The following is a 24,166-nucleotide window of genomic DNA, read 5'->3' as shown; positions in this document are numbered from 1 at the left end:
GCCTACTCCACCCCGATCAGCAGCACGTCACCGCGGTGACCGGTGCGGTAGACCACCAGTTCGCTGCCGGGGTGATGGTCGTGCATGTGACTGTCCAGCGCGGCCTGGATGTCCGCAGCGACTCCGTTGTCCAGGTCGTCCAGGTCGGCACCCATCAGCACGGTGACCAGGTCGCCACCGGAGGCCATCAGCAGGTCGAGCAGGCCGATCGCGGCGGCGGGCACGTCGGCGGCGACGATCAGCACCTCGTCGCCCGCGATGCCCAGGCCGTCGCCCGGTTTGCAGGTGCCAGCCCAGGTTAACGCGTTCTCGGTGGCGACGCGCACCGATCCGTGCCGGGCGGCGCCGGCTGCGCGGGCCATGGTGTAGCCGTCGTCGACGGCCTGTCGGCCGGTGTCGTGCACGGCCAGCGCGGCCAGTCCCTGCACCATCGACCCGGTCGGGACCGGCACCACGTCGACACCCCACCCGATGGCCGCGGTACAACCGGCCACCAGTTCCTCGGCGGCCACATATCCGTTAGGCAGCACCATCACCTGGGCTGCGCCGCTGTCCACCACGGCGCGAACCAGTTGGTGGGCGCTGATGCCGCCGGAGTCGTCTGGTTCCGGTCGCAGTACGCAAGCCCCCTCCCCGGCGAACAACTCCTCGGCACCGTCGCCGTCCACGACAGCGAGCACCGCCCGTTCCCGGGTCCAACTTCCCGCGGGCAGTCCGGTGGCGCCGGAACTCAGCGCCGACACCACGATGCGGCTCAACTGTCCGGCCGCCAAACCCGCCTCCACGGCCGCGCCGGCGTCATCGGTGTGGACGTGCACGGAGTAGCTCTGCGAGGCCGCGGCCGCGATCGCCACCGAGTCACCCAGCTCCTCGAGTCGTTGTCGCAGCGTGTCGGCCGCTGCCGCATCGCAGTCGGCCAGCAGGTACATCACCTCGAACTGCGGAGCCCGGCCCCGGGTCACGGTGTCCGCGGTCGGTGGTCGCGGCGCGGGCTCGTAGACGGACCTCGCCGGGGTCTCGCCGGTGATCGTCGACCGCAGCGAATCGAGCATGACCAGCAGGCCGCGCCCCCCGGCGTCCACCACCCCGGCGTCGGCGAGCACGTCGAGCTGCTCGGTCGTCTTCTCCAGCGCGACCACCGCGGCGTCACCGGCCGCGACGATCGCCGCGTCCAGCGTCTGACCGGCGGCGGCGCTCTGGTCGACGGCGGCGGCGGCGGCGCGCAACACCGACACGATGGTCCCGGGCACCTCGTCTCCACCCATCGAGGTCACAACCAATTCGACGCCACGCCACAGCGCGGCCGCGAAGGTCGCGGTGTCGATCACCGCCAGCTCCCCGCCGGAATCGGCGGCGGCGGTCGCGGTTGCGTCGGCGATGCCACGCAGGATCTGGGACAGGATCACCCCGGAGTTGCCCCGGGCGCCGTGCAGTGCACCGGCTGACAGCGCGGACGCCAACCGAACGACGTCATCGTTGCCCCGCCCGACTTCGGCATCCGCCTCGGCCAGCGCCGAACGCATCGTGAAAAGCATGTTCGCGCCGGTGTCGGAGTCGGCGACCGGGAACACGTTGAGCCGGTTGATCTCGTCGATGTGGGTGATTAGGTCGCTGACCACGGTGTGCGCCCAGTCGCGCAGGGCTACACCGTCCAGTACCCGACCTGACTCGCCCAACTCGACCCCCACCTCCTTTGTGCACTGACGAGGCCCCCGATCGCGCCAGCGTAGCCCCGGACCGCCGGGACGTGAGCCAGCCAAGAGCCTAGTCAGAGACGCCGACAGTACTGGTCAAGACGAGTCCGAGCGCCGTGCGTTTTGGCGGTTGCCGACCACAGTCGGTATTGTGGGACGGCCTGGGTGAACCCGGGCTATTCCGGCTCAGGCCGGCTGACCCGACAGCGGGTCGCCGGGCCCGGCAACAGACTTGAGGAGTTTGAACCATGGCCGCTGTGTGCGATATCTGCGGGAAAGGCCCCGGCTTCGGTAAGTCGGTGTCGCACTCCCACCGCCGCACCAGTCGCCGGTGGAACCCCAACGTCCAGACCGTGCACGCCGTGACGCGCCCCGGTGGCAACAAGCAGCGCCTCAACGTGTGCACCTCGTGCATCAAGGCCGGCAAGGTCACCCGCGGCTAGGTTCGCCGTCTTCCTCGACGACCGCTTTGATCCGCTGCAGGGTCGTGGTCATGTCCCGGATGTTGCGCCGGCGGCGCGGCTCGCCGAGCAACCGGAACAGGCGCGGCACCCTGCTGTCGTCGAAACCGATCCAGAACGATTCGGTGACGTCGGTTCCGCGCGCCGTCGGGGCGAACGCGTAATGCCAGTTGTTGACGGCCCGGCCGCCGACGAGCACTTCGAAGCCGAACTCGCGCCCCGGTTCGCAAGCGGTCACCCGGCACGTCGTCCAGTACACCGGGCCGATCTCGTTGCGCTTGACGTGCCCGCGGAACCGCGCGCCCAGCGCCGGGCCCGTCGCTCCGTCCAGCCATTCGGCGTCGAACGTCTCCGGTGAGAACCTGCCCGTATTGCGGACGTCGGCGACGAGATCCCAGATCTTTGCCGCCGGCGCGGCCATGTGTACTGTCACCGATTCGCGCACAGGGCGCAGCCTAGCCAACCGGTACGGCGGGCTCACTGCGGACGGTGGCGGCGGAGGCGGTTCGGCGCGCCAGATTCCGCGCCGGCCACCAGAACCACCGACCCAGCAGCGCCACCAGCGACGGCACCACGAACGCCCGTACCACCAGAGTGTCGATCAACAACCCGACGGCGACGGTGGTGCCGACCTGGGCGATGCTGAGCACGCTGCTGGCCAGCAGCGCCAGCATGGTGATCCCGAAGACGATGCCCGCGGTGGTGACGACGCCGCCGGTACCGCCGAACGCGCGGATGATGCCGGTGCCGAGTCCCGCGCGTGCTTCGGATTTGATGCGCAGCGCCAGTAGCAGGTTGTAGTCGGCTCCCACCGCGATCAACGCGATGAACGCGATCGGCGCGACGGCCCAGTGCAGCGGTTGGTGCAGCAGATGCTGCCAGATCAGGACGCTGGCACCCAGCGCGGATGCGTAGGAGGCGACGACGGTTCCGACGACCACCAATCCGGCCACCGGACTGCGCAGCATGACCGTGACGATCAGGAAGATCAGCGCCAGCGCCGCTCCCACCAGCAGCATGGTGTCGCGGCCGACCGAGCGTTGCAGATCGGCCGTAGCCGGTCCGACGCCGGCCAGCTGGACGCCGGTCGGGGTCAGGGTCCCTTCCTTGGTGGCCTCCGTCACGGCGGCGCGCACCTGCTCGGCTCGCGCGGCGCCGGCGGCGCCCCACTCGTCGCCGTCGCCGTACACCAGCAGCAGGGTGGCGCGGCCATCGGCCGAAATCAGGTTGTTCAGCACCTCGCGGTAGCGCGGGTCGGACAGCGCCCGCTGCGGCAGGTAGAAACCCGACGCCGCGCTGCCCTGGAACGAGGTGTCGATCTCGGCGAGGTAATCGGTCAGTTGGCGCAGCTGCGGCCCCAGCGAGTCCCGTAGGCTCAGCAACTCGCGGGTGGCCGAACGTGCCTGCGACAGTGCGTCATTCATCGCGGTCACCGATTGCGGCAGTCCGGCCAGCGCGGTGGCGGCGGTGGTCGAGCCGCGGGTCAGCTTGGCGGCGCCGTCACCGATGCGCGTCGAAGTCTGCAGCAGCGAATCCATCGGTTGCAGCACGCGGTCGACGGTCGCGCACAACGGGTTCGCCGTGCAGTCCGGGGTCCGGGCCACGAAGTCGCGCAGCGGGTCCAAGAACCCTGACACGGTCGTCACCGAGCGCTGCACCCCGTCCACACCCACCCGCATATCCGTTGCAGCCGAGGACATGTCGGCCAGTCCGGCACTACCGCCGCGCAGTCCGCTGCCCATCCGCTCCACCGCCGCCTGCGTCTGCGCCAACGCGGAGTCCAGATCGGAGACGCGGGCCAGCCGCTCGGTCAGCGAGTCGACCGCCCGGCTGAACTGGCGGCCGAGCTCTCCGGCCTGATAGCTCAGCGTCGCCTGATCGGGCACCTTGCCGTCTGGCCGGCTCGCCGACTGCACCGAACGCACCCCCGGAACGGCCATGATCTGACGGCTGATCCGTTCGACCGCGATCAGACCGGCGGGGTTGCGCAGGTCATGGTCGGCCTGAATCGTGACGACGTCGGGCAACAGCGCGTTGCGGGCGAAGTGCTTGTCGGCCAACGTGTAACCGACGCTGGATTCGGCGTCGGACGGCGTGGCCGCGGGTTCGTTCCAGCCCACCCGCATGCTCGCCAACGGCAGCGCGGCCAGCATGATCAATGCGCCGGCGGTGGCCAGGACCGGTCCGGGCCAGCGCGCCACGCTGGTACCGACGCGGCGCCAGCGCCCGGCTGTCGTCGACAGCCGCGGTTCGAGCAACCCGCGGCGCACCGCCAGACCCATCAGCGCCGGCGTCAGGGTCAGCGCCGCCACCATGATCACCAGAATTCCTATCGCACAGGGTATTCCCGCGCTGCGGAACATCCCCACCTCGGCGAAGCCCAGGCAGGCCAGCGCCATCGAGATGGTCAGCGCCGATCCGATCACCACCGGCGCCACGGCACGATAGGCGCCGACGAGGGCCCGGCCCGGTGCTACCCCGGCGCGCCGGCCCTCGTGATAGCGGCCGACGAGGAAGATCGCGTAGTCGGTGCCGGCGCCGAGTGTCATGGCCGCCATCAGCGCCACCGAGAACAGCGAAACCTCAACGGCCCCCGCCGAACCCAGCGCCGCGACCACGGCGCGCGCCACGGCCAGCCCGAGACCCACCGACACCAGCGGGATTCCCGCCGCGATCGGCGATCGGTACACCACCAACAGCAGCACCAAGATGAGAACGACCGTCGCAGCGGTGATTCCGAGCATCTGCCGATCGATGGCGGCGAACTCGTCGACGATGGTCGCACCCGGACCCGTGACATGGACCGCCAGACCCGCCGGCGGAGACAACCCGGCCACGGTGCCGCGCAGCGAATACACCGAGTCCCGCGCCTGCGAGGTACCCAACATCCCGGCCAGCCGGACCATCAAGGTGACGGCGCGCCCGTCGCGGCTTTGCGCGCCGGCCGCCGTCGCCGGCTGTGACCACAGGTCGGTCACCGAATTCACATGCCGTGCATCCGATCTCAACGCGGCGGTCAGCGCACCGTAGAACTGGCGGTCCCGCGACGTCAGGTCACTGTTGCGTTCCAGCACAACGTAAACGAAGTTGTTGCTGGGTGTCTGCCCGAAGAGCTGCGCCGCGCGGGAAGCCGCCGTCGAGCTGGGCGCATCGGCCGGCATGAACGAGCGGGCGTGCGTGTCGACCACCCGCTCCAACTGCGGCACCAGCAGATTGCCGACGCCGGCCGCGACCACCCACAGCCCGACGACCAGGATCGCCGACGAACCGGTGAGCCGGGCCAGCAACCGCGACAGGAAGGTGTCGTCGTCACGCAACGGTCTGCCGATCCACCGTCGACCCATCGAACAGATCCAGTACACGCTGTTCACCGCCCGCCAGAACCCGCATCCGCAGCGATCGTCGGCCCGCGACGTCCAACAGCGCCCGCAACCCGGGTGCGGCGGCGGTCAGCTCGGCTCGGGCCTGCTCGGCGGTAATGCCCTCGTACTCCGCCTGATCCAGCTTCGCCGAGAGCATGGTGAACCAACGCTGGCGCAACGAGAGCAGCAGTCCCTCCTCGTCCCCGAACAGGCGGACCACCTCGGCGGCCCGGTCGGCATCGGCCAAGCGAGCCAACGCTTCCGACGGGTCGACTTCGGCGCCTTGAATCATGTCGGCCATGAAGGCCATGCGGTCATGCAACTGTGTCCATGTCATGAATCGAACGTACGAATGGCGACCCGGTTTGCGCGTCGTGCCGAAGTCCGGTTTCCTTCTCCTACCGCGGTAGGAGACCGGTACCGGTCTTCTTACGACCTCAGCATGATGTGTCCACTCCCGCCCTCTTCTACGATGGGACGATGTCGCGCACCGCAACGAGTTTCCTGCGCGAGCTGCTGCGCCGACGGCAGCAGAAGATCCCGGTCGGCGTCACCTGGGCGTCGGTGGTCGTCACCGATGTGGCGTTGCTCCTCGGCGGCGTGTTCGCGACGGTGCAGCGCCCGGACGGTGACCTCCCGGTTGCGTTGGCCGCGTTGGCAATCGGATTGTCGCCGCTGTTCGTCTTCGTCTTCTTCGACACCAAGGTGAGCCCGGTGCTGATCGGGTTGTCCGCGTTGACGGCCACCGCGGTGTATCTGTTCGGCACGCAGACACCGGTTGCCTCGGACATCGCCCCGTCGCTCGTGGTGTTGATGGTGTTGGTCGTCACGACCTTGACGAACGCAGTCGGCGGCGGCCTCGCGTCGGGCGCGGCGGCTGCCCTGCTGCTGACCGCGGCGGCGCTGGGGCGCCTCGACGCCGTTGCCGTGTACCTGGTTTTCGTCGCCGGCGCCTGGGTGCTGGGCTACCTGATGAACATCCAGCGCATGCTGCTGGCCGAGCAGATCCGGGTCCAGCAGGTGATGGCCGAACACGCGGCAGCCGACGAACGTCGGCGTATCGCAAGGGAAGTGCACGATGTCATCGCCCATTCTCTGTCGATCACACTGCTGCACGTGACCGGCGCGCGCCGGGTGCTGCAGCAGGACCGCGACGTTGACGACGCGGTCGAGGCACTGGAACAGGCCGAACGGCTCGGCCGGCAGGCGATGGCCGACATCCGTCGCACGGTGGGTCTGCTGGACGGCGGCGGTCCGCTGCGCACCGCGCCCGAACCCGGCATCGACGACATCGGCGTACTCGTCGAGGATTTCGCGCGGGCCGGATTGGACGTCACGCTGAGTAGGGACGGGTCGACGCAGCAAGTGTCGGGGGCGGTCGGTCTGGCTCTGTATCGCATCGCCCAAGAGTCACTCGCCAACGTCGCCAAACACGCACCCGATTTGAAATCCACGGTCGAACTTCAGATCTCGGACCGGTCGGCCCTGCTTGCGGTGCACAATCGGCTGCCGGCCGCGGTGCCGACGGCGTCGCCCGACGGCCGCGGGCTGCGCGGCATGCGTCAACGGGTGGAATTGCTCGGCGGCGCAGTCGAAGCCGGTCCCACCCCGGACGGGTGGTCGGTGTACGCCGAGATCCCGTTGCAGGACGACGACGGCGGGTGGCGTCCGTGGTGGTGCCCGTCGAAGGGGATCGCGTGATCGAGGACGCGCCCGAAATCGCCGTGCTGCTCGTCGACGACCAGGACCTGGTGCGGTCGGGGCTGCGCCGGATCCTGCGACGCAAGGACGGTTTCGTCGTCGTCGGGGAATGCGCCGACGGGGACGAGGTGCCCGCCGCGGTGGTCCGGCACCGCCCCGACGTAATCGTGATGGACCTGCGGATGCGGCGGGTCGACGGCATCGAGGCGACCCGCAGGTTGGGCGGTTCACCGCCGGTGCTTGCGCTGACCACGTTCAACGAAGACGAACTGCTCTCCGGGGCGCTGCGGGCCGGCGCGGCCGGGTTCGTGCTGAAGGACTCTTCGGCCGAGGAGTTGATCCGCGCGGTGCGCGCGGTCGCCAAAGGCGACAGTTACCTGGATCCCGCGGTGACGTCGCGGGTACTGAACACCTACCGCAAGGCCGCCGCCGGACCGGTGAACAGTGACATCGGCGAACTCACCCCGCGCGAGCACGACGTACTGATCCTGATCGGAAAAGGAATGTCCAACAACGAGATCGCGGATGAGCTGTGCATCTCCGGGGTCACGGTCAAGAGCCACATCGGGCGGATCTTCGGCAAGCTCGATTTGCGCGACCGTGCCGCGGCCATCGTCTACGCCTACGACAACGGGTTGGTCGCACCGCGCTGAGGTACCTACATCCGGGGCCGATTGATCGTAAGTCGGGTCAGTTCTGCCAAGATTGTCGGGCGACGCAGCGACGGACATTCCACGGACGAGGTGATGCGACATGACGGACACCGCGACGGCGATCACCAACCTCATCTACACCTACGCCCAACTGCTGGACGCCGGTGACCTGGACGGGGTGGCCGGGCTGTTCGAGCACGGCCGCATCTGCGGAGTGGAGAACGGTCCACCCGAGACCGTGTTCACCGGCACCTCCGGGGTGCGTGGCATGTACGAGATGATGACTCGCATCTATGAGGACGGCACCCCGAAAACCAAGCACAACACCACCAACGTCCAACTCGACATCGACGAGGCGCAGGGCACCGCGCGCAGCACCTCCTACTACTGCGTCACGCAAGCCACCCCCGACTTGCCGTTGCAGGTGATCGTGACCGGGCACTACAAGGACACCTTCCAGCGCATCGACGGCGTCTGGTGGTTCGACAGCCGCACCATGTTCATCGACCAGGCCGGCGACCTGAGCCACCACCTGAAATTCTGAGCACGTGAACTCCCCCAATCCCTTTGCGCCGGAACCGATCCTGGCCGACGCCCAACGCAAGGAGTCGCTGACCGACTGGGGGCCGGGTGACTTCCGGGCGCCGCTGGATGTCCTGCTGACCGACTATGGCCGGGCCGAGCTGAACGTCGTCGGCACCCACATCCTGCGGTCGGGACTGGTGCACAGCCTGCGGATGCGGCTGCGCACCCAGGAGTGGATCCGTCGCCACCCGGAGATCCTGGACGAACGGATCGCGCCGCCGATCGTGGTGGTCGGCATGATGCGCAGCGGCACCACCCTGCTGCAACGACTGCTCGCCGCCGACCCGCGCTTCCTGTGCGCCTACGGCTGGGAGGTCGTCGAGGCCGCACCCAAACTCGACTACCGATTCGGCGGTACCGATCCCCGTGTCGCCATCAGCGCAGCGCGCGAAGCGAAAACCCGTGAACTGGCGCCGGAGTTGTTCACCATCCATCCGATGTATGCGCGGGAAGCCGAAGAGGAGATCGTGTTCCTGGCCGACGCGTTCTTGTCGCACGTCCCGGAATCCGGTGCGCACCTTCCGCATTACCGGTCCTGGCTCGACGGGCAGGACTTCACCCCCGCTTACGAATACCTGCACCGCATGTTGCAGTTCTTGCAGTGGCAGAAGCGGCAATGCGGTGTCACCGGCAAGCGCTGGGTGCTGAAATCGCCCGCGCACCTGGGCTATCTGGATCTGTTGTGCGCCCAGTTCGGCGGGGTGCACCTGGTCCACATGCACCGCGACCCGCGCACCACGATCGCCTCGGGTGCCGGGCTGAACGCGACCCTGCATGCCATGCACGCCGACACCGTCGACCTGCATCGCGTGGGCGCGCAATGGCTGCAACGGATGGGCTGGACCAACGATCGGGCCATGATGGTCCGCGCCGGCTGGGGCGACGCGGCGCCGGTCACCGACATCGGGTTCGACGCCGCGGTGGCCGACCCGATCGGGCAGGTGTCCCGGGTGTACGACGCCGTCGGCCTGCCGCTGACCGCTGAGGCCGAGGACGCGATGCGTCGCTGGCTGGTCGAGCGTCCGCGCGAGCCGGACCGTCCGCCGTACCGGCCAGCCGACTACGGGCTGGCCGATGAGCAGATCGACGAACGATTCACGTTGTACAACAACACTTTTCCAGAGTATGTCGGTAAGTCAGGAGCAACTCGTGGTTGATCATCCCGTGTCGACGGCATCCCAGCGTGAGCAGGAACTGGCCGCCCTGGATCTGATCGAACATCCCACCGTCAAGGCGGCGTACACGTCGGTGGCCGAAACCTGGCTCGGCCGGGCCAAAGCATCCGAGGCGATGCGAAAACGTTTCGACGACGCCTTCGCCGAGGTGATGTTCTCGGCCGCGGTGTGGTCCTCCAACCAGGACAAGCTGCGGCCCAAAGTCTCCTGCATCACCCGGCTGGGACACCCCGTCGACGGCCGCGACATCCCCGGATCCCGTTGGGGCATCGACAATCCCGACAGTGTGTACCGGGTGATCCCCATTTCCGGCGACGAGCGCTACGAGATCCACGGCCGGGTCGGTGAGCACCGCATGACCGAGAACTACTTCACGCTGTGGGACGCCAACATGGGCACCGTCGACGTGCTCAACGGCCGCACCATGCAGGTCGACTCCGACGGCAGCTTCACCATCACCGTCGACGCCGAACCCGCGAACGGCCGTCCCAACCATGTGCGCACTTCCCCTGCGGCGCACGAGTTCTACATCCGCGACGTGTTGCTGAACTGGGACCGTGACGACCCGAACTTCTTCGAGGTGCAGCGCCTGGGCGGCAACCCCGCCACCCCGCCCCGCTCCCTGGACGAGCAGGCGGACGCGACGGCGGCGATGATGGCGTACTTCGCCAACTTCACCGGCAAGCTCAGCCACGGCGTCTACAAGATGCCGGCCAATCAGTTCGACCTGGCCTGGTCGGCCGACAAGGACGGCGCGATGCGCAACCAGTTCTACGTGATGGGACGCTTCGACCTGGCTCCCGACGAGGCGTTCGTGGTCGACCTCAACGACGGTGGCGCCGAATACTTCACGGTGCCGCTGAGCAACATCTGGGGCACCACGCTCGACATCATCGACCGCACCGGCAGTCTCAACAAGGCGCAGTCGCATGCCAACGAGGACGGCACCTATACCTATGTGATCGCGCCGCAGGATCCGGGCGTGGCGAACTGGATCGACACCGACGGGTTGCGCGAAGCGATACTGACCCTGCGGATGGCCGAGTTCGGCGAACGGGGTCCGCGCGAGGGCCTCGGTGCGCACGGCCGGGTGGTGAAGCTGGACCGGCTCGACGCCGAGGTGCCGCACCTGCCGCGGGTGGACGGCGGGCAGCGGGCCGCCGAACTCGCCGAACGCCGCGCCGCCTATCTGCGGCGGCTACCGGAAGGAACGGTCTGAGATGGGTCGCTGGTTGGTGACCGGCTGCTCCACCGGTTTCGGACGCGAAATCGCCCGTGCGGCTTTGGAAGCCGGCCACAGCGTGGTGGTGACCGCGCGGCGGGCCGAGGCCGTGCAGGATTTCGTCGACGAGTTCGGTGATCGCGCACTGGCGGTCGGGCTCGACGTGACGGACGCCGCCCAGATCGCCGCGGCGGTGTCGGCGGCCGAGGAGGCGTTCGGCGGCATCGACGTGCTGGTCAACAACGCCGGTCACGGTTACCTGTCGGCGGTCGAAGAGGGCGAAGACGCCGAAGTACGAAAGTTGTTCGACGTCAACTACTTCGGCGCGGTCGACATGATCAAAGCGGTGCTGCCGGAAATGCGTGCCCGCGGCTCCGGGCACATCGTCAACATCTCCTCGATGACCGGCCTGGTCGCCAACCCGCCTAACGCCTACTACTCGTCGACCAAGTTCGCGCTGGAAGCCGTCACCGAGGCGCTGGCCACCGAGGTGAAGCCGTTGGGAATCAAGGTGACCGCCATCGAACCGGGCGCCTTCCGCACCGATTGGGCGTCGCGCTCGATGAAGGAGACCGGTAGCCCGATCGCCGACTACGTCGACGTGGCCGCCCGCAAGGACCTGATCAAGCAGTTCGCCGACCACCTGCCGGGGAATCCGCGCAAGGTCGCCGAGGCGGTGCTGATGGTGACCGAACTCGACGAACCGCCGCTACGGCTGCTGCTGGGCCGCGACGTGCTCAAGGCGATGCGCGACAAGATCGCCGCGATGTCGGCGTCGATCGAGGAATGGAAAGCCGTGACCAAGGACGTCACCTAGGGAGGCCGAGCAGACGCAAAAGCCCCTGATTTCGGCACGAAATCGGGGCTTTTGCGTCTGCTCGGCACAGCGGCGCTACGGCAGCCGCCAGTCGATGGGGTCGGCGTCCATGTCGGCGAGCAGCTTGTTGGCGCGACTGAACGGCCGCGACCCGAAGAACCCACGGGATGCCGACAACGGCGAGGGATGCGGAGATTCGATCGCGACGCACCTGCCCTCGGCCAGCATCGGTTTCAGCGTCGAGGCGTCTCGGCCCCACAGGATCGCCACCAACGGCTGCTCCCGTCGCACCAGCGCGCGAATCGCGCACTCCGTCACCGCTTCCCAGCCTTTGCCGCGATGCGACGCCGGGGTGCTGGGCCGCACGGTGAGCACCCTGTTCAGCAGCAACACCCCGCGTTGCGCCCACGGTGTCAGGTCACCGCACGACGGGCGCGGAAACCCCAGGTCGGCGGTGTACTCGTCGAAGATGTTGGACAGACTGCGCGGCAGCGGGCGCACGTCGGGAGCCACCGAGAAACTCAGGCCCACCGCGTGGCCGGGGGTCGGGTAGGGATCCTGCCCGACGATCAGCACCCGGACATCGTCGAACGGAAACGTGAAGGCGCGCAACACGTTCGGACCTGCGGGCAGATACTGTCGGCCGGCCGCGATCTCGGCACGCAGGAATTGCCCCAGCTGGGCCACCTGGTCGGTGACCGGCTGCAGGGCCGCCGCCCAACCCGGTTCGACGAGTTCGCTCAACGGGCGCGCGGTCACTGCAGTCCCTCCACCTTCTTATTTGATCCTGCGCTCAGGGTGCCGCAACACCGTCAGATGTAGCCCTGCACCGCGGAGTCGAAGTATTCCGGCGACTCATCACCCTAGAACGACTGCCAGCCCGCGTGCCCGTCCCACTCCCTGCCGTCGACCAGCACCCGCGCGGTCCCCTCCAGCACCCGCCCGATTGCCCGCCACCCGGCCGGCACCGCGCCGGGGAAGCACGCCACCAGAGCATGGTCTTCACCACCGCCGAGCACCCACGCCCACGGCTCGGCGCCGACGGCCGCCGCGGCATCGGCCACCGCGTCGCGGTCGGGTGCGAGCGCCTCGGTGGACAGCTCGAACCCCGTCCCGGATGCCTCGGCGACGTGCCGTAGATCGGCGATCAAACCGTCGGAGACGTCGATCATCGCCGTCGCACCGGCTGCCGCGGCCAGCGGTCCCTGCCCATACGGCGGTTGCGGCACCAGGTGCCGGCGCCGCAGGTCGTCGAATCGCTCGATTCCGTTGCGCACCAGCTCATATCCGGCGGCCGAGCGTCCCAGGTCACCGGCTGCCGCCAGCACCGAGCCGGCCTTGGCACCAGACCGCAGCACCGGCGCCCGGCCGTCGAGGTCTCCCAATACCGTCACCGACACCACCCACTGCGGACAGCTGACCAGATCCCCACCGGCGATGCCGGCACCTACCAGTTCGGCTTCCTCCCACATGCCGTCGACGAGCGCACTCACCTGGTCGGCCGGCGTCGTGCCCGGCGCCCCGAAGCCCACGACGAACGCGGTGGGGCGCGCCCCCATGGCCTCGATGTCGGCCGCGTTCTGGGCGATCGCCTTCCGGCCGATGTGGTAAGGGCTTGACCAGTCCAGCCGAAAGTGCCGGTCCTGCACCAACATGTCGGTCGACACGACGACGCGACCGTCACCAGCCGACACCACCGCCGCGTCGTCGCCAGGCCCGAGGGTGACGGCGGCGGGTTGACGACGGCCGCGGACCAGTCGCTCGATCACGCCGAACTCACCGAACTGCTCCAGCGTCGGGGATTTCTCCGATGCGTGCTCGCCCATGCCCCTCCTGCCGGCGCGTCCCTGGACCTCCGGACGCTCGTCGGACCCACGGTAAGTTGAATCTTGCGCCCGTTGGGGCCAAAAGCGTCAGTGTAGTAGTGCAATCCGTTCGGAGGTCATATGACAACCGGGCCCGATCCGGGCGGGCCGCCCCGTGGCGTGCTGATCGGCGCACTGCTGCTGGCCGTCGCCACAATCGCGGGCATCCTGATCTTCGCGGCCACCCGCCGCACCGCGCAGCAACCGGTCAGCATTCCGTCCGTGCCCGCGCCGCAGGCCTCCAGTTCCGCCTGCCAGTCCCTGAAGACGGCCCTGCCGCCCCGACTCGGGGATTATCAGCGCACCGCGGTCGCCGAGCCGGTGCCCGAGGGGGCCAGCGCCTGGCGATCCGCACCCGACACCGACCCGGTCATCGTGCGTTGTGGACTCGAGCGTCCGGACGACTTCGTGGTGGGCGCGCCGATCCAGGTCGTCGACCGCGTGCAGTGGTTCCAGGTCCAGACCGACGTGGCCGGGCCGGGCCAATCCACCTGGTACACGGTGGATCGTGCGGTGTATGTAGCGATGACGCTGCCCGCGGGATCCGGGCCGACCCCCATTCAAGACCTGTCCAGCGTCATCGACCGCACCATCGCCGCACAGCCGATCCAGCCGGGCGAGGCCCGGTAGCGGGCGGCTACCGCAGGCCCACACCTCGCGCCAAGGCGGTGTCCACCATGGTGGCCAACAAGGTCGGGTAGTCGACGCCGCTGGCCGCCCACATCCGCGGATACATCGAGATCTTGGTGAACCCTGGCATCGTGTTGATCTCGTTGATCACCGGGCCCTCGTCGGTCAGGAAAAAGTCCACCCGAGCCAGACCCTGACAATCGATGGCTGTGAAAGCTCGAACGGCCAACTGCCGCACCGCATCTGCGATGTCGTCGTCGACCTTGGCCGGCACGTCCAATTCGGCTGCGTCGTCGAGGTACTTGGTGGCGAAGTCGTAGAAGGAATCCTCGCGTCCGCGCACCCCAGCCACCCGGATCTCGCCCAGCGTGCTGGCTTCGATTGCGCCGTCCGGCTTTTCAAGCACGCCGCATTCCAGCTCGCGCCCGCTGATCGCGGCTTCCACGATGACCTTCGGGTCGTGGCGACGGGCCTGGGCGATGGCGTCGGGCAGCTGCTCCCAGCTCGACACCCGGCTGACGCCGATGGACGACCCGCCTCGTGCGGGTTTGACGAACGCGGGCAGGCCCAACCGTTCACGTTCCTCGGGCTCCAGGGTGTCCTGGGACGGGCGCAGCACGGCGTAGGCACCCACTGGAAGTCCTTCGGCGGCCAGCAGCTTCTTGGTGAACTCCTTGTCCATTCCGGCCGCACTGGCCAACACGCCCGCCCCGACGTAAGGCACACCGGCGAGTTCGAGCAACCCCTGGATGGTGCCGTCCTCGCCGTAGGGACCGTGCAGGACCGGGAACACCACGTCGACCTGCGTCAGCACTTTCACCGGATCTCCCGCGTCGCGAGTGGTGCCGGGCAGGGCCACCAGTTGCCCGCCGCGCTGCGGATTGGTCGACAACGCCAGCTCGGCGCCCGAGTCGGCGCTCACCTGCGGAAGTTGACGGTCGGTGATGGCCAGCGCGTCGGGGTCGCCGTCGGTGAGCACCCACGAGCCTTGCGGCGTGATGCCGATCGCGACGACCTCGAACCGCTGCGGGTCGAGGTTGCGCAGAATGCTGCCCGCAGACACGCAGGAGATGGCGTGCTCGTTGCTGCGCCCGCCGAAGACGACGGCAACGCGCACTCGGCTGGCAGTCACAACCTAGAGAGGCTACCGGTCGGGACGCGTGCGGGCCCTATTCGGGCTTTGTGCTGCGGCCCAGCAGCAGCGCGATCGCCTCGTTGACCGACAGACCCTTGTGACAGACCCGGTGCACGGCGTCGGTGAGCGGCATCTCCACGTCGTAGCTGGACGCCAGCGCCAGCACCGACTGGCACGACGTCACGCCTTCCACCACGTGCCCCTCCTTGCTGTGCAGCGCGGAGTAGATCGTGTCGCCGCGGCCCAGGCGCTCACCCAGCGAACGGTTTCGCGAGTAGGGCGAGGTACAGGTGGCCACCAGATCACCCACCCCGGCCAGACCCGCCAGGGTCGCGCCCTTGGCGCCCAAGGCCAGTCCCAGCCGCATGATCTCGGCCAGGCCCCGGGTGATGATCGCCGCGGTGGTGTTCTCGCCCAGCCCGACGCCGACCGCCATCCCGCAAGCCAGCGCGATGACGTTCTTGCACGCCCCACCTATCTCGGTCCCCACCACGTCGGAGTTGGTGTAGGGACGGAAATAGCCGCTGTTCAAGAAGCGTTGCAGCGCCACCGCACGCCCGGAGTCGCTGCACGCCACCACGGTCGCCGCCGGCTGGCCCTGGGCGATCTCGCTGGCCAGGTTGGGCCCCGAGATCACCGCCACTTGCGAGGCGTCCACTCCGGTGACCGAGACGATCACCTGGCTCATCCGCATCAACGTGTCCAGTTCGATGCCCTTGGCCAGGCTGACCAGCGTCGCGCCGTCGCGCCACAGTCCGTTCCAGTTTTCGAGGTTGGCCCGCATCGTCTGGGCCGGCACACCCAGCAGCACCGTCGTGGCACCGGAGAGGGCCTCTTCGGCGTCGGACGTGGCGCGAATTCCCGACGGCAACTGCGTATCCGGAAGATAGTCGGGATTGGACCGGGTGGTGTTGATCCGGTCGGCGACCTCGGCGCGCCGCGCCCACAACGTCACCTCTCCCCCGGCGTCGGCGAGCACCTTGGCCAATACGGTGCCCCAGGCACCGGCGCCCATCACCGCGACAGTTCCAGTGCCCGCCATCCGCTACCCCTCGTGTGTTGCCTACGCAGGCGACACCCTAAACGACCGGGCGGGCGTCACGCGACGCTCGGGCCCGACTCACCGAAACCGACAGGACTGACGCTGGCAGGATGACCGTATGGGCGGCACTGGGACTGACGGTGAAGTCGGTTTGATCATCGCCGTCAAACGGTTGGCCGCCGCCAAGACCAGGCTGGCTCCGGTGTTCTCGGCGCCGACCCGCGAAGCGGTGGTGCTCGCCATGCTGGTGGACACCCTGACCGCCGCGGCGCGGGTGAGTGCGTTGCACTCGATCACCGTGATCACCCCCGACGAGGAAGCCGCGGCCGCGGCGAGCGCCCTCGGGGCCGAGGTGCTGACCGACCCGACGCCCTCCGATGATCCTGACCCGCTGAACAGCGCCATCGGCGCCGCCGAACGTTCGATGACCATCGACATACCCAATCTTGTTGTGTTGCAGGGTGATTTACCTGCCCTGCAGACACCGGAACTCGCTGCGGCGATCTCGGCCGCCCGCGCCCATCGGCGTAGCTTCGTCGCCGACCGGGTCGGGACGGGGACCGCCGCACTCTGCGCGTTCGGGACACCGCTCGATCCCCGGTTCGGACCGGATTCCGCGGCGCGCCACCGTGATTCGGGCGCCGTCGAGCTGACCGGAGCATGGCCGGGTCTGCGCTGTGATGTCGACACACCCGCCGACCTGGCCGCCGCGCGGCAACTGGGCGTGGGGCCGGCGACCGCGCGTGCCATCGCGCATCGTTGATTCCGTCGGCTCCCCGCATATGGCGGGACGGTGAACGCCATGTGGATATAGCCGGACTGCTGGCAGCATCGCCGGGTGATAGGCGATGATCGCAGGGTGACCGACATCGACGCCAGCCCAGAGACAGCGGCACGCCCCGACGAGAACGTATGGCAGCCAGGCGACACCGCTCCCGGTGCGCTGCCGGCCGCGACAACCGCGGCGATCAGCGATTCGCTGCCCGAGGAGCGCTATCTCAATCGCGAATTGAGCTGGCTGGACTTCAATGCTCGCGTGCTCGCGCTGGCCGCCGACAACTCGATGCCGCTGCTGGAGCGAGCCAAATTCCTGGCGATCTTCGCGTCGAATCTCGACGAGTTCTACATGGTTCGGGTCGCCGGTCTGAAACGGCGCGACGAGATGGGCCTGTCGGTGCGCTCGGCCGACGGTTTGACGCCGCGCGAGCAACTGCGCCGCATCGGTGAGCAGACCCAGCACATCGCCAGCCGACATGCCCGGGTGTTCCTGGATGTGGTGCTGCCCGCGCTGGAAGAAGAAGGCATCTACATCGTCACGTGGGCCGACCTGGACGAGGCGGAATGCGACCAGTTGTCGACCTATTTCAACGAGCAGGTCTTCCCCGTCCTCACCCCGTTGGCCGTCGACCCCGCCCACCCGTTCCCATTCGTCAGTGGACTGAGCTTGAACCTGGCCGTCACCGTCAAGCAACCCGAAGACGGCACCCGGCATTTCGCCCGAGTCAAGGTGCCCGACAACGTCGATCGCTTCGTCGAACTCGAGCCCAAGCCGGGCGGCGACGGAGACGACCGGGTGGCCGTGCGGTTCTTGCCGATGGAGGAATTGATCGCGGCGTTCCTTCCGGTGCTCTTCCCGGGCATGGAAATCGTGGAACACCACGCGTTCCGGATCACCCGCAATGCCGACTTCGAGGTGGAAGAGGACCGCGACGAGGATCTCCTCCAGGCCCTCGAGCGGGAGTTGGCGCGCCGCCGGTTCGGTTCCCCGGTCCGGCTCGAAGTCGCCGACGACATGACCGAAAGCATGCTCGAACTGTTGCACCGCGAACTCGACGTGCATCCCGGCGACGTCATCGAAGTGCCTGGACTGCTGGATTTGTCGTCGCTGTGGCAGGTCTACGGCGTGGATCGGCCCGACCTCAAGGACCGCGCCTTCGTCCCCGCCACCCACCCGGCGTTCGCCGACCTGGAGACGACCAGGGGCATCTTCGCCACCCTGCGCGAAGGCGATGTGCTGGTGCATCATCCGTACGACTCGTTCTCCACCAGCGTGCAGCGATTCATCGAATCGGCCGCGGCCGACCCGCACGTGCTCGCGATCAAGCAGACGCTGTACCGCACCTCCGGTGATTCGCCGATCGTGCGTGCGCTGATCGACGCCGCCGAGGCCGGAAAGCAAGTCGTGGCAATGGTGGAGATCAAAGCCCGCTTCGACGAACAAGCCAACATCCGTTGGGCGCGAACGCTTGAGCAGGCGGGCGTGCACGTGGTCTACGGGTTCGTCGGGCTCAAGACGCACTGCAAGACCTGCCTGGTGGTGCGCCGCGAGGGTCCGATCATCCGGCGCTACTGCCATGTCGGCACGGGCAACTACAACGGCAAGACGGCACGGTTGTACGAAGACGTCGGTCTGCTCACCGCGGATCCCGACATCGGCGCCGACCTGACCGACCTGTTCAACACCCTGACGGGCTACTCGCGCAAGCTGGCCTATCGCAATTTGTTGGTGGCCCCGCAGGGGATTCGCACCGGCATCATCGAGCGCGTCGAGCGCGAGGTGGCCGCGCACCGCGAAGGTCGTGACGCCCGGATCCGGCTGAAGATGAACGCCCTTGTCGACGAACAGGTCATCGACGCGCTGTACCGCGCATCACAGGCAGGGGTACGGGTGGAAGTGGTGGTGCGCGGCATCTGCGCGCTGCGCCCCGGCACCGAAGGCTTCTCCGAGAACATCGTCGTGCGCTCGATTCTCGGCCGCTTCCTGGAACATTCGCGAATCCTGCACTTCAATGCGATCAACGAATTCTGGATCGGCAGCGCCGACATGATGCACCGCAATCTCGACCGTCGGGTCGAGGTCATGGCGCAGGTCAAGGATCCCAGGCTCACCGCGCAACTCGACGAATTGTTCGAGTCCGCATTGGATCCGTCCACCCGCTGTTGGGAACTCAACTCCGACGGTCAGTGGACGGCCTCGCCCCAGGAAGGTCGCAGCGTTCGCGATCACCAGGTCTCACTGATGGAACGACACCGCAGCCCCTGATCCCGCGGACGGTCTGCTACGGAGCCAGTCCACTGCCGCGCCACCTGTTCGAATTGACCTGCAGGAGTTGGAGTGTCGTCCCAGAACTCGTCTGCCCGCCGGGACCGGATCGTGTACGCCGCGGGCGCGGTGTTATGGCGGCCTGCCCACGGCTCGGGCAAGTCGGTCGAGATCGCAGTGATCCACCGGCCCCGCTATGACGATTGGTCGCTGCCCAAAGGCAAGCTGGACCCGGGTGAGACCGCCCCCGTCGCCGCGGTGCGCGAAATCCTGGAAGAAACCGGGCACCGCAGTCATCTGGGCAGGTGCCTCACCACCGTCACCTACCCCGTCGACCAACGTGTCAAAAAGGTGCACTACTGGGCCGCACGCAGCTTGGGCGGGACTTTCACACCCGGCGACGAGGTCGACGAACTGCTCTGGCTGCCGTTGTCGGCGGCCATGAAGAAGCTCGACTACCCGCCGGATCGAAAGGTCTTGCGGCGGTTCGCCAAACAACCGGCGGACACCAAGACGGTGTTGGTGGTGCGGCACGCCACCGCGGGAAGCAAGGCGCGCTTCCGTGGCGACGACACCAAACGGCCGCTGGACAAGAAGGGACGCGCCCAAGCCGAGGCGCTGGTGGCTCAACTGTCGGCGTTCGGCGCTACGCACGTCTACGCGGCCGACCGGGTGCGCTGTCACCAGACGGTGGAACCCCTCGCCGAGGAACTCGGGGTCACCATCCACAACGAGCCGCACCTCAGCGAAGAGGCCTACGCCAAGAACGCCAAACGCGGCCGGCAGCGGGTGTTGCAGATTGCCAAGCGGTCCGGCACACCGGTGATTTGCACGCAGGGCAAGGTGATTCCGGATCTGATCAGTTGGTGGTGCGAACGCGACGGGGTCCGTCCGGACAAGTCACGCAACCACAAGGGCAGTACCTGGGTGCTGTCGCTGTCAGGCGGCCGGCTCATCGCAGCCGACCACATCGAAGGCGCGCTGCCCCCTAACATGCGGGCCTGACGCACAAATTCCCTCCGGGGGGCATCGCTGCCGCCCGAAGGGAATTCGCGTTAGGAACTACTTGCGGCCGCGCCGCGTCGACGTAGCCTTCTTGGCCGGAGCCTTCTTGGCCGGAGCCTTGCTTGCGGCCTTCTTGGCCGGAGCCTTGGTCGCAGCCTTGCGAGCCGGCGTCTTGGTGGCGGCCTTCTTGGCCGGAGCCTTGCTTGCGGCCTTCTTGGCCGGAGCCTTCGTGGCCGCCTTCTTGGCCGGAGCCTTGCTTGCCGCCTTCTTGGCCGGAGCCTTCGTGGCCGCCTTCTTGGCCGGAGCCTTGCTTGCCGCCTTCTTGGCCGGAGCCTTCGACGCCGACTTCTTGGCCGGAGCTCTCTTGGCCGCGGTCTTCTTCGCCGCGCCACCGACCACGCCGCGCTTCACCGCGGGGCCGTCAGACGGGAGCTTTTGTGCGCCAGACACAACCGCTTTGAATTGGGCGCCCGGACGGAACGCCGGTACCGAGGTGGGCTTCACCTTCACAGTCTCGCCGGTGCGTGGATTGCGGGCCACGCGAGCCGCGCGGCGACGCTGCTCGAAGACACCGAAGCCGGTGATGGTCACGCTCTCGCCCTTGTGAACCGCACGCACAATCGTGTCGACGACATTCTCCACGGCGGCGGTCGCCTGCCGGCGGTCTGAGCCCAATTTCTGTGTGAGCACATCTATGAGCTCTGCTTTGTTCATCCAACCCTCCGAAGCCAGTGGTCCTCGATTAGGAACCGACTAGAGGACACGGTAAACCCTCAGCTGGCAAATTGCCAAGAGCCACGCGCAATTTCAGGTCGCGCATCTTCGCAAAGGGGCCGAATTTTCGGAATCCGATTGCCGCCCTTGACCGGTGGCGCGAGCGCGAATTTGCCTTGCCTTACTGGCTGACTCGGCGGCAATTCCGCGTCGCGGGGCCGGGTCAGGAGACTGGCAAAGTGCTTGGTTTCCAGGAGGGACGAGCCGCCTCGAAATTCTGGATTTCGTCGAGTTTTCGCAGCGTAAGGGCTATATCGTCAAGACCTTCGAGCAGTCGCCACGCGGTGTAATCGTCAATCCTGAACGGCAACACCGTCGTTCCCGCGGTGATAATTCGATCTTCAAGATTGACAGTGACTTCCAGCCCCGGACTCTGCTCGATCAGCTTCCAGAGCAGTTCGACTCCGTCTTGGTCGACTTCGGCCGCCAGTAGACCCGCCTTGCCGGCGTTGCCGCGAAAAATGTCGCCGAAGCGGGAGGAGATAACTACTCGGAATCCGTAGTCCATGAGCGCCCAGACCGCATGTTCGCGAGAGGATCCGGTGCCGAAATCGGGGCCAGCAACCAAGACTGAGCCGCGGTCAAAGGGGCTGAGGTTGAGCACGAATGACGGATCCGAGCGCCAACTCGCGAACAAACCGTCGTCGAATCCAGTTCGGGTGACGCGTTTGAGAAAGACCGCCGGGATGATCTGGTCGGTGTCGACATTCGACCGTCGCAGCGGAACACCGATACCGGTGTGGGTGTGAAAGGCTTCCATGTCTTTTCCTAATTCTCAGCGTGAAATCAATTCAAGTCGGCCGGTGCGGCGAGCGTGCCGCGGACCGCGGTGGCCGCGGCAACCGCGGGAGATACCAAGTGCGTGCGGCCGCCCTTGCCCTGTCGCCCTTCGAAATTGCGATTGGACGTCGCGGCGCAACGTTCGCCCGGCGCAAGCTGATCGGGGTTCATTCCCAAGCACATCGAGCAGCCCGCCTGCCGCCATTCGGCACCGGCGGCGGTGAAGATCTCCCCCAGGCCTTCGGCTTCGGCTTGGGCCCGTACCCGCATCGAGCCGGGAACCACCAGCATGCGCACCCCGGGCGCCACCTTGCGTTCCCGCAACACCTCGGCGACGACCCGCAGGTCTTCGATGCGACCGTTGGTGCAGGACCCGACGAACACCGCGTCGACCGCGATGTCGCGCATGGCCGTTCCGGGCCGAAGGTCCATGTACGCCAACGCTTTCTCCGCCGCCTGGCGCTCGGCGTCGTCGGTCATCAACTCCGGGTCGGGCACGGCCGCGGCCAGCGGCACACCTTGGCCCGGGTTGGTGCCCCAGGTCACGAACGGGCTCAACGAGGTCGCGTCGAGATAGACCTCGGTGTCGAAGACCGCACCCGGGTCGGTGCGCAACTGCTGCCAATAGGCCAGCGCGGCGTCCCAGTCGGCTCCCGTCGGCGCGTGCGGACGGCCGCGCAGGAATTCGTAGGTCGTCTCGTCGGGAGCCACCATGCCGGCCCGGGCACCGGCTTCGATGCTCATGTTGCAGACCGTCATCCGGCCTTCCATGGACAGCGATTCGATGGCGCTGCCGCGGTATTCGATGACATAGCCCTGGCCGCCCCCGGTTCCGATCTTGGCGATCAGCGCCAGAATGATGTCCTTGGCGCTGACCCCCGGGGGCAACTGGCCGTCGACGTTGACCGCCATCGTCTTGAACGGCCGCAGCGGCAACGTCTGCGTAGCGAGCACGTGCTCCACCTCAGATGTGCCGATGCCCATGGCAATTGAGCCGAACGCGCCGTGGGTCGACGTGTGACTGTCACCACACACGATCGTCATGCCCGGCTGGGTGAGGCCCAGTTGTGGTCCGACGACGTGCACGATGCCCTGCTCGATATCGCCCATCGGGTATAGGCGGACACCGAATTCGGCGCAGTTGCGCCGCAACGTCTCCACCTGGGTCCGCGACACCAGATCCGCGATCGGCTTGTCGATGTCGACGGTCGGGACGTTGTGATCCTCGGTGGCGATCGTCAGGTCGGTCCGCCGTACCGGACGCCCGGCCAATCGCAGCCCGTCGAAAGCCTGTGGGCTGGTGACCTCGTGCACCAGATGCAGGTCGACGTAGATCAGGTCCGGCCCGGTGCCTTCGCCGGACACGACCACATGGTCGTCCCAGACCTTTTCCGCCAACGTGCGCGGTCGCTCCGCCATCTCAACCTCGATTCACTCATCCGCGGCTCGCCGATCATTGGGCTGGTGATCTCACAATGCGAGACGCTAGTATCTCTCTGTGAGACAGCATAGCGGCATCGGCGTCCTCGACAAAGCCGTCGGCATCCTGCACCAGATCGCGGAATCCCCGTGTGGGCTGGCCGAACTGTGCGACCGGACGGGTCTGCCCAGGGCGACGACCTACCGACTGGCGGCGGCCCTGGAGGTGCACCGGTTGCTGGCACGCGACGAGGAAGGTCGCTGGCGATTGGGACCCGCGGTGACCGAACTCGCTGCGCGCGTCAACGACCCGCTGCTGGCCGCGAGCGCGGTCGTGCTGGCACAGTTGCGCGAAACCACCGGTGAGAGCGTGCAGTTGTACCGTCGTGAAGGTACGTCGCGGGTCTGTATCGCCGCGCTGGAACCGCCTGCGGGCCTTCGCGATACCGTGCCGATCGGGGCGCGCCTACCGATGACGGCCGGGTCGGGGGCCAAGGTATTACTGGCGCATAGCGACGGGGCCACCCAGAAAGCCGTGTTGCCGGACGCGAAGTTCAGCGAGCGGGTGCTGGCCGAGGTGCGTAAACGCGGCTGGGCGCAGAGCGTGGCCGAACGCGAGCCCGGTGTGGCCAGCGTGTCGGCACCGGTGCGCGACGGTCGAGGCGTTGTCGTTGCAGCGATTTCGGTCTCCGGCCCCATAGACCGGATGGGCCGGCGACCGGGTGAGCGTTGGGCGGCCGACCTGTTGGCCGCGGCCGAGGAGCTGGCGCGGCGTGTGTGAGGGTGGGTGCCGAACGGCATTC

At 67.6% G+C, this 24,166-nt stretch carries 23 protein-coding genes; 12 read left to right on the top strand and 11 right to left on the bottom strand.

Going from position 1 to position 24,166, the window contains the following annotated elements; translation table 11 throughout:
• Positions 1 to 2: 2 nt before the first annotated feature.
• Positions 3 to 1,655, bottom strand: coding sequence for a DAK2 domain-containing protein (locus AC5Y47_RS03700; protein WP_499942359.1), 1,653 nt, complete (start codon positions 1,653 to 1,655; stop codon positions 3 to 5).
• A 287-nt stretch (positions 1,656 to 1,942) separates the two neighbouring features.
• Between AC5Y47_RS03700 and rpmB the strand changes: the two genes are divergently transcribed.
• Positions 1,943 to 2,137: a 50S ribosomal protein L28 gene (rpmB, locus tag AC5Y47_RS03695; RefSeq protein WP_036354526.1), complete on the top strand. Its 195-nt coding sequence runs from the start codon at positions 1,943 to 1,945 to the stop codon at positions 2,135 to 2,137.
• On the opposite strand, the gene AC5Y47_RS03690 is transcribed toward rpmB, so the two are convergent.
• The 3 genes from AC5Y47_RS03690 to AC5Y47_RS03680 are packed head-to-tail and all read right to left on the bottom strand — an operon-like array spanning position 2,124 to position 5,854.
• Entirely contained in the window at positions 2,124 to 2,600 is a 477-nt protein-coding gene (locus tag AC5Y47_RS03690) for an SRPBCC family protein (RefSeq protein WP_499942067.1), read from the bottom strand. The genes rpmB and AC5Y47_RS03690 overlap by 14 nt on opposite strands.
• Positions 2,601 to 2,610: 10 nt before the next feature.
• Positions 2,611 to 5,499, bottom strand: a complete 2,889-nt coding sequence (locus tag AC5Y47_RS03685) for an MMPL/RND family transporter (protein WP_499942066.1) — start codon at positions 5,497 to 5,499, stop codon at positions 2,611 to 2,613.
• A complete protein-coding gene (locus AC5Y47_RS03680; RefSeq protein ID WP_499942064.1) occupies positions 5,465 to 5,854 on the bottom strand; it encodes a hypothetical protein in 390 nt (129 codons plus the stop codon). The genes AC5Y47_RS03685 and AC5Y47_RS03680 overlap by 35 nt, the downstream gene beginning before the upstream one ends.
• 143 nt (positions 5,855 to 5,997) lie before the next feature.
• Here AC5Y47_RS03680 and AC5Y47_RS03675 point away from each other — a divergent pair, with 143 nt between their 5' ends.
• From AC5Y47_RS03675 to AC5Y47_RS03650, 6 genes are all read left to right on the top strand, one after another.
• Positions 5,998 to 7,218 carry a sensor histidine kinase gene (locus AC5Y47_RS03675; protein WP_499942062.1) on the top strand — a complete coding sequence of 407 codons (1,221 nt, stop codon included), beginning with the start codon at positions 5,998 to 6,000 and terminating at the stop codon, positions 7,216 to 7,218.
• Positions 7,215 to 7,871: a response regulator transcription factor gene (locus AC5Y47_RS03670; protein ID WP_499942061.1), complete on the top strand. Its 657-nt coding sequence runs from the start codon at positions 7,215 to 7,217 to the stop codon at positions 7,869 to 7,871. Before AC5Y47_RS03675 ends, AC5Y47_RS03670 begins: the two co-directional genes overlap by 4 nt.
• A gap of 100 nt (positions 7,872 to 7,971) precedes the next feature.
• Complete coding sequence (locus tag AC5Y47_RS03665) at positions 7,972 to 8,415, top strand: nuclear transport factor 2 family protein (RefSeq protein ID WP_499942059.1); 444 nt, start codon at positions 7,972 to 7,974, stop codon at positions 8,413 to 8,415.
• A 4-nt stretch (positions 8,416 to 8,419) separates the two neighbouring features.
• Positions 8,420 to 9,613: a sulfotransferase family protein gene (locus tag AC5Y47_RS03660; protein WP_499942056.1), complete on the top strand. Its 1,194-nt coding sequence runs from the start codon at positions 8,420 to 8,422 to the stop codon at positions 9,611 to 9,613.
• Positions 9,606 to 10,850 (top strand): DUF1214 domain-containing protein, encoded by a 1,245-nt coding sequence (locus tag AC5Y47_RS03655; RefSeq protein ID WP_499942054.1) that lies wholly within the window; start codon positions 9,606 to 9,608, stop codon positions 10,848 to 10,850. Before AC5Y47_RS03660 ends, AC5Y47_RS03655 begins: the two co-directional genes overlap by 8 nt.
• 1 nt (position 10,851) lies before the next feature.
• Positions 10,852 to 11,670 (top strand): oxidoreductase, encoded by an 819-nt coding sequence (locus AC5Y47_RS03650; protein WP_499942053.1) that lies wholly within the window; start codon positions 10,852 to 10,854, stop codon positions 11,668 to 11,670.
• A gap of 75 nt (positions 11,671 to 11,745) precedes the next feature.
• Here the strand turns inward: AC5Y47_RS03650 and AC5Y47_RS03645 are convergent, their stop codons facing one another.
• Both AC5Y47_RS03645 and AC5Y47_RS03640 read right to left on the bottom strand, forming a co-directional pair.
• Entirely contained in the window at positions 11,746 to 12,429 is a 684-nt protein-coding gene (locus AC5Y47_RS03645) for a uracil-DNA glycosylase (RefSeq protein ID WP_499942051.1), read from the bottom strand.
• Between the two features lie 104 nt (positions 12,430 to 12,533).
• Positions 12,534 to 13,496 carry a thiamine-phosphate kinase gene (locus AC5Y47_RS03640; RefSeq protein WP_499942049.1) on the bottom strand — a complete coding sequence of 321 codons (963 nt, stop codon included), beginning with the start codon at positions 13,494 to 13,496 and terminating at the stop codon, positions 12,534 to 12,536.
• Positions 13,497 to 13,616: 120 nt separating this feature from the next.
• Between AC5Y47_RS03640 and AC5Y47_RS03635 the strand changes: the two genes are divergently transcribed.
• Complete coding sequence (locus tag AC5Y47_RS03635) at positions 13,617 to 14,165, top strand: DUF3515 domain-containing protein (RefSeq protein ID WP_499942047.1); 549 nt, start codon at positions 13,617 to 13,619, stop codon at positions 14,163 to 14,165.
• Positions 14,166 to 14,172: 7 nt separating this feature from the next.
• Here the strand turns inward: AC5Y47_RS03635 and AC5Y47_RS03630 are convergent, their stop codons facing one another.
• A complete protein-coding gene (locus AC5Y47_RS03630; protein WP_499942045.1) occupies positions 14,173 to 15,297 on the bottom strand; it encodes a D-alanine--D-alanine ligase family protein in 1,125 nt (374 codons plus the stop codon).
• Between the two features lie 37 nt (positions 15,298 to 15,334).
• Positions 15,335 to 16,342 (bottom strand): NAD(P)H-dependent glycerol-3-phosphate dehydrogenase, encoded by a 1,008-nt coding sequence (locus AC5Y47_RS03625; RefSeq protein ID WP_499942044.1) that lies wholly within the window; start codon positions 16,340 to 16,342, stop codon positions 15,335 to 15,337.
• Positions 16,343 to 16,460: 118 nt separating this feature from the next.
• Here AC5Y47_RS03625 and cofC point away from each other — a divergent pair, with 118 nt between their 5' ends.
• From cofC to mutT1, 3 genes are all read left to right on the top strand, one after another.
• Positions 16,461 to 17,105, top strand: a complete 645-nt coding sequence (cofC, locus tag AC5Y47_RS03620) for a 2-phospho-L-lactate guanylyltransferase (RefSeq protein ID WP_499942042.1) — start codon at positions 16,461 to 16,463, stop codon at positions 17,103 to 17,105.
• A gap of 75 nt (positions 17,106 to 17,180) precedes the next feature.
• Positions 17,181 to 19,385 (top strand): RNA degradosome polyphosphate kinase, encoded by a 2,205-nt coding sequence (locus AC5Y47_RS03615; RefSeq protein WP_499942041.1) that lies wholly within the window; start codon positions 17,181 to 17,183, stop codon positions 19,383 to 19,385.
• A gap of 72 nt (positions 19,386 to 19,457) precedes the next feature.
• Positions 19,458 to 20,390, top strand: a complete 933-nt coding sequence (gene mutT1 / locus AC5Y47_RS03610) for an 8-oxo-(d)GTP phosphatase MutT1 (protein ID WP_499942039.1) — start codon at positions 19,458 to 19,460, stop codon at positions 20,388 to 20,390.
• 57 nt (positions 20,391 to 20,447) lie between these two features.
• On the opposite strand, the gene AC5Y47_RS03605 is transcribed toward mutT1, so the two are convergent.
• The 3 genes from AC5Y47_RS03605 to leuC form a co-directional block, all read right to left on the bottom strand.
• The gene (locus AC5Y47_RS03605; RefSeq protein WP_499942037.1) at positions 20,448 to 21,104 is read right to left on the bottom strand and encodes an HU family DNA-binding protein; all 657 of its coding nucleotides are present in this window, start codon (positions 21,102 to 21,104) and stop codon (positions 20,448 to 20,450) included.
• 223 nt (positions 21,105 to 21,327) lie between these two features.
• On the bottom strand, positions 21,328 to 21,924 hold the full coding sequence (gene leuD / locus AC5Y47_RS03600; protein WP_499942035.1) for a 3-isopropylmalate dehydratase small subunit: 597 nt from the start codon (positions 21,922 to 21,924) through the stop codon (positions 21,328 to 21,330).
• A gap of 26 nt (positions 21,925 to 21,950) precedes the next feature.
• Entirely contained in the window at positions 21,951 to 23,363 is a 1,413-nt protein-coding gene (leuC, locus tag AC5Y47_RS03595) for a 3-isopropylmalate dehydratase large subunit (protein ID WP_499942034.1), read from the bottom strand.
• A 79-nt stretch (positions 23,364 to 23,442) separates the two neighbouring features.
• Between leuC and AC5Y47_RS03590 the strand changes: the two genes are divergently transcribed.
• Entirely contained in the window at positions 23,443 to 24,144 is a 702-nt protein-coding gene (locus AC5Y47_RS03590) for an IclR family transcriptional regulator (RefSeq protein ID WP_499942032.1), read from the top strand.
• The last annotated feature ends 22 nt before the right edge of the window (positions 24,145 to 24,166 follow it).

The sequence above is a fragment of the Mycobacterium sp. NGS22 genome (assembly GCF_059813095.1).
Note: the sequence above shows the minus strand (reverse complement) of the source record. Positions and strands in the feature narration are given on the sequence as shown.

Coding starts and splice junctions, on each gene's coding strand:
- AC5Y47_RS03605 (WP_499942037.1), bottom strand. CDS start 21,104: ATGAACAAAGCAGAGCTCATAGATGTGCTCACACAGAAATTGGGCTCA.
- AC5Y47_RS03650 (WP_499942053.1), top strand. CDS start 10,852: ATGGGTCGCTGGTTGGTGACCGGCTGCTCCACCGGTTTCGGACGCGAA.
- AC5Y47_RS03635 (WP_499942047.1), top strand. CDS start 13,617: ATGACAACCGGGCCCGATCCGGGCGGGCCGCCCCGTGGCGTGCTGATC.
- rpmB (WP_036354526.1), top strand. CDS start 1,943: ATGGCCGCTGTGTGCGATATCTGCGGGAAAGGCCCCGGCTTCGGTAAG.
- leuC (WP_499942034.1), bottom strand. CDS start 23,363: ATGGCGGAGCGACCGCGCACGTTGGCGGAAAAGGTCTGGGACGACCAT.
- AC5Y47_RS03665 (WP_499942059.1), top strand. CDS start 7,972: ATGACGGACACCGCGACGGCGATCACCAACCTCATCTACACCTACGCC.
- leuD (WP_499942035.1), bottom strand. CDS start 21,924: ATGGAAGCCTTTCACACCCACACCGGTATCGGTGTTCCGCTGCGACGG.
- AC5Y47_RS03675 (WP_499942062.1), top strand. CDS start 5,998: ATGTCGCGCACCGCAACGAGTTTCCTGCGCGAGCTGCTGCGCCGACGG.
- AC5Y47_RS03640 (WP_499942049.1), bottom strand. CDS start 13,496: ATGGGCGAGCACGCATCGGAGAAATCCCCGACGCTGGAGCAGTTCGGT.
- AC5Y47_RS03685 (WP_499942066.1), bottom strand. CDS start 5,499: ATGGGTCGACGGTGGATCGGCAGACCGTTGCGTGACGACGACACCTTC.
- cofC (WP_499942042.1), top strand. CDS start 16,461: ATGGGCGGCACTGGGACTGACGGTGAAGTCGGTTTGATCATCGCCGTC.
- AC5Y47_RS03625 (WP_499942044.1), bottom strand. CDS start 16,342: ATGGCGGGCACTGGAACTGTCGCGGTGATGGGCGCCGGTGCCTGGGGC.
- AC5Y47_RS03680 (WP_499942064.1), bottom strand. CDS start 5,854: ATGACATGGACACAGTTGCATGACCGCATGGCCTTCATGGCCGACATG.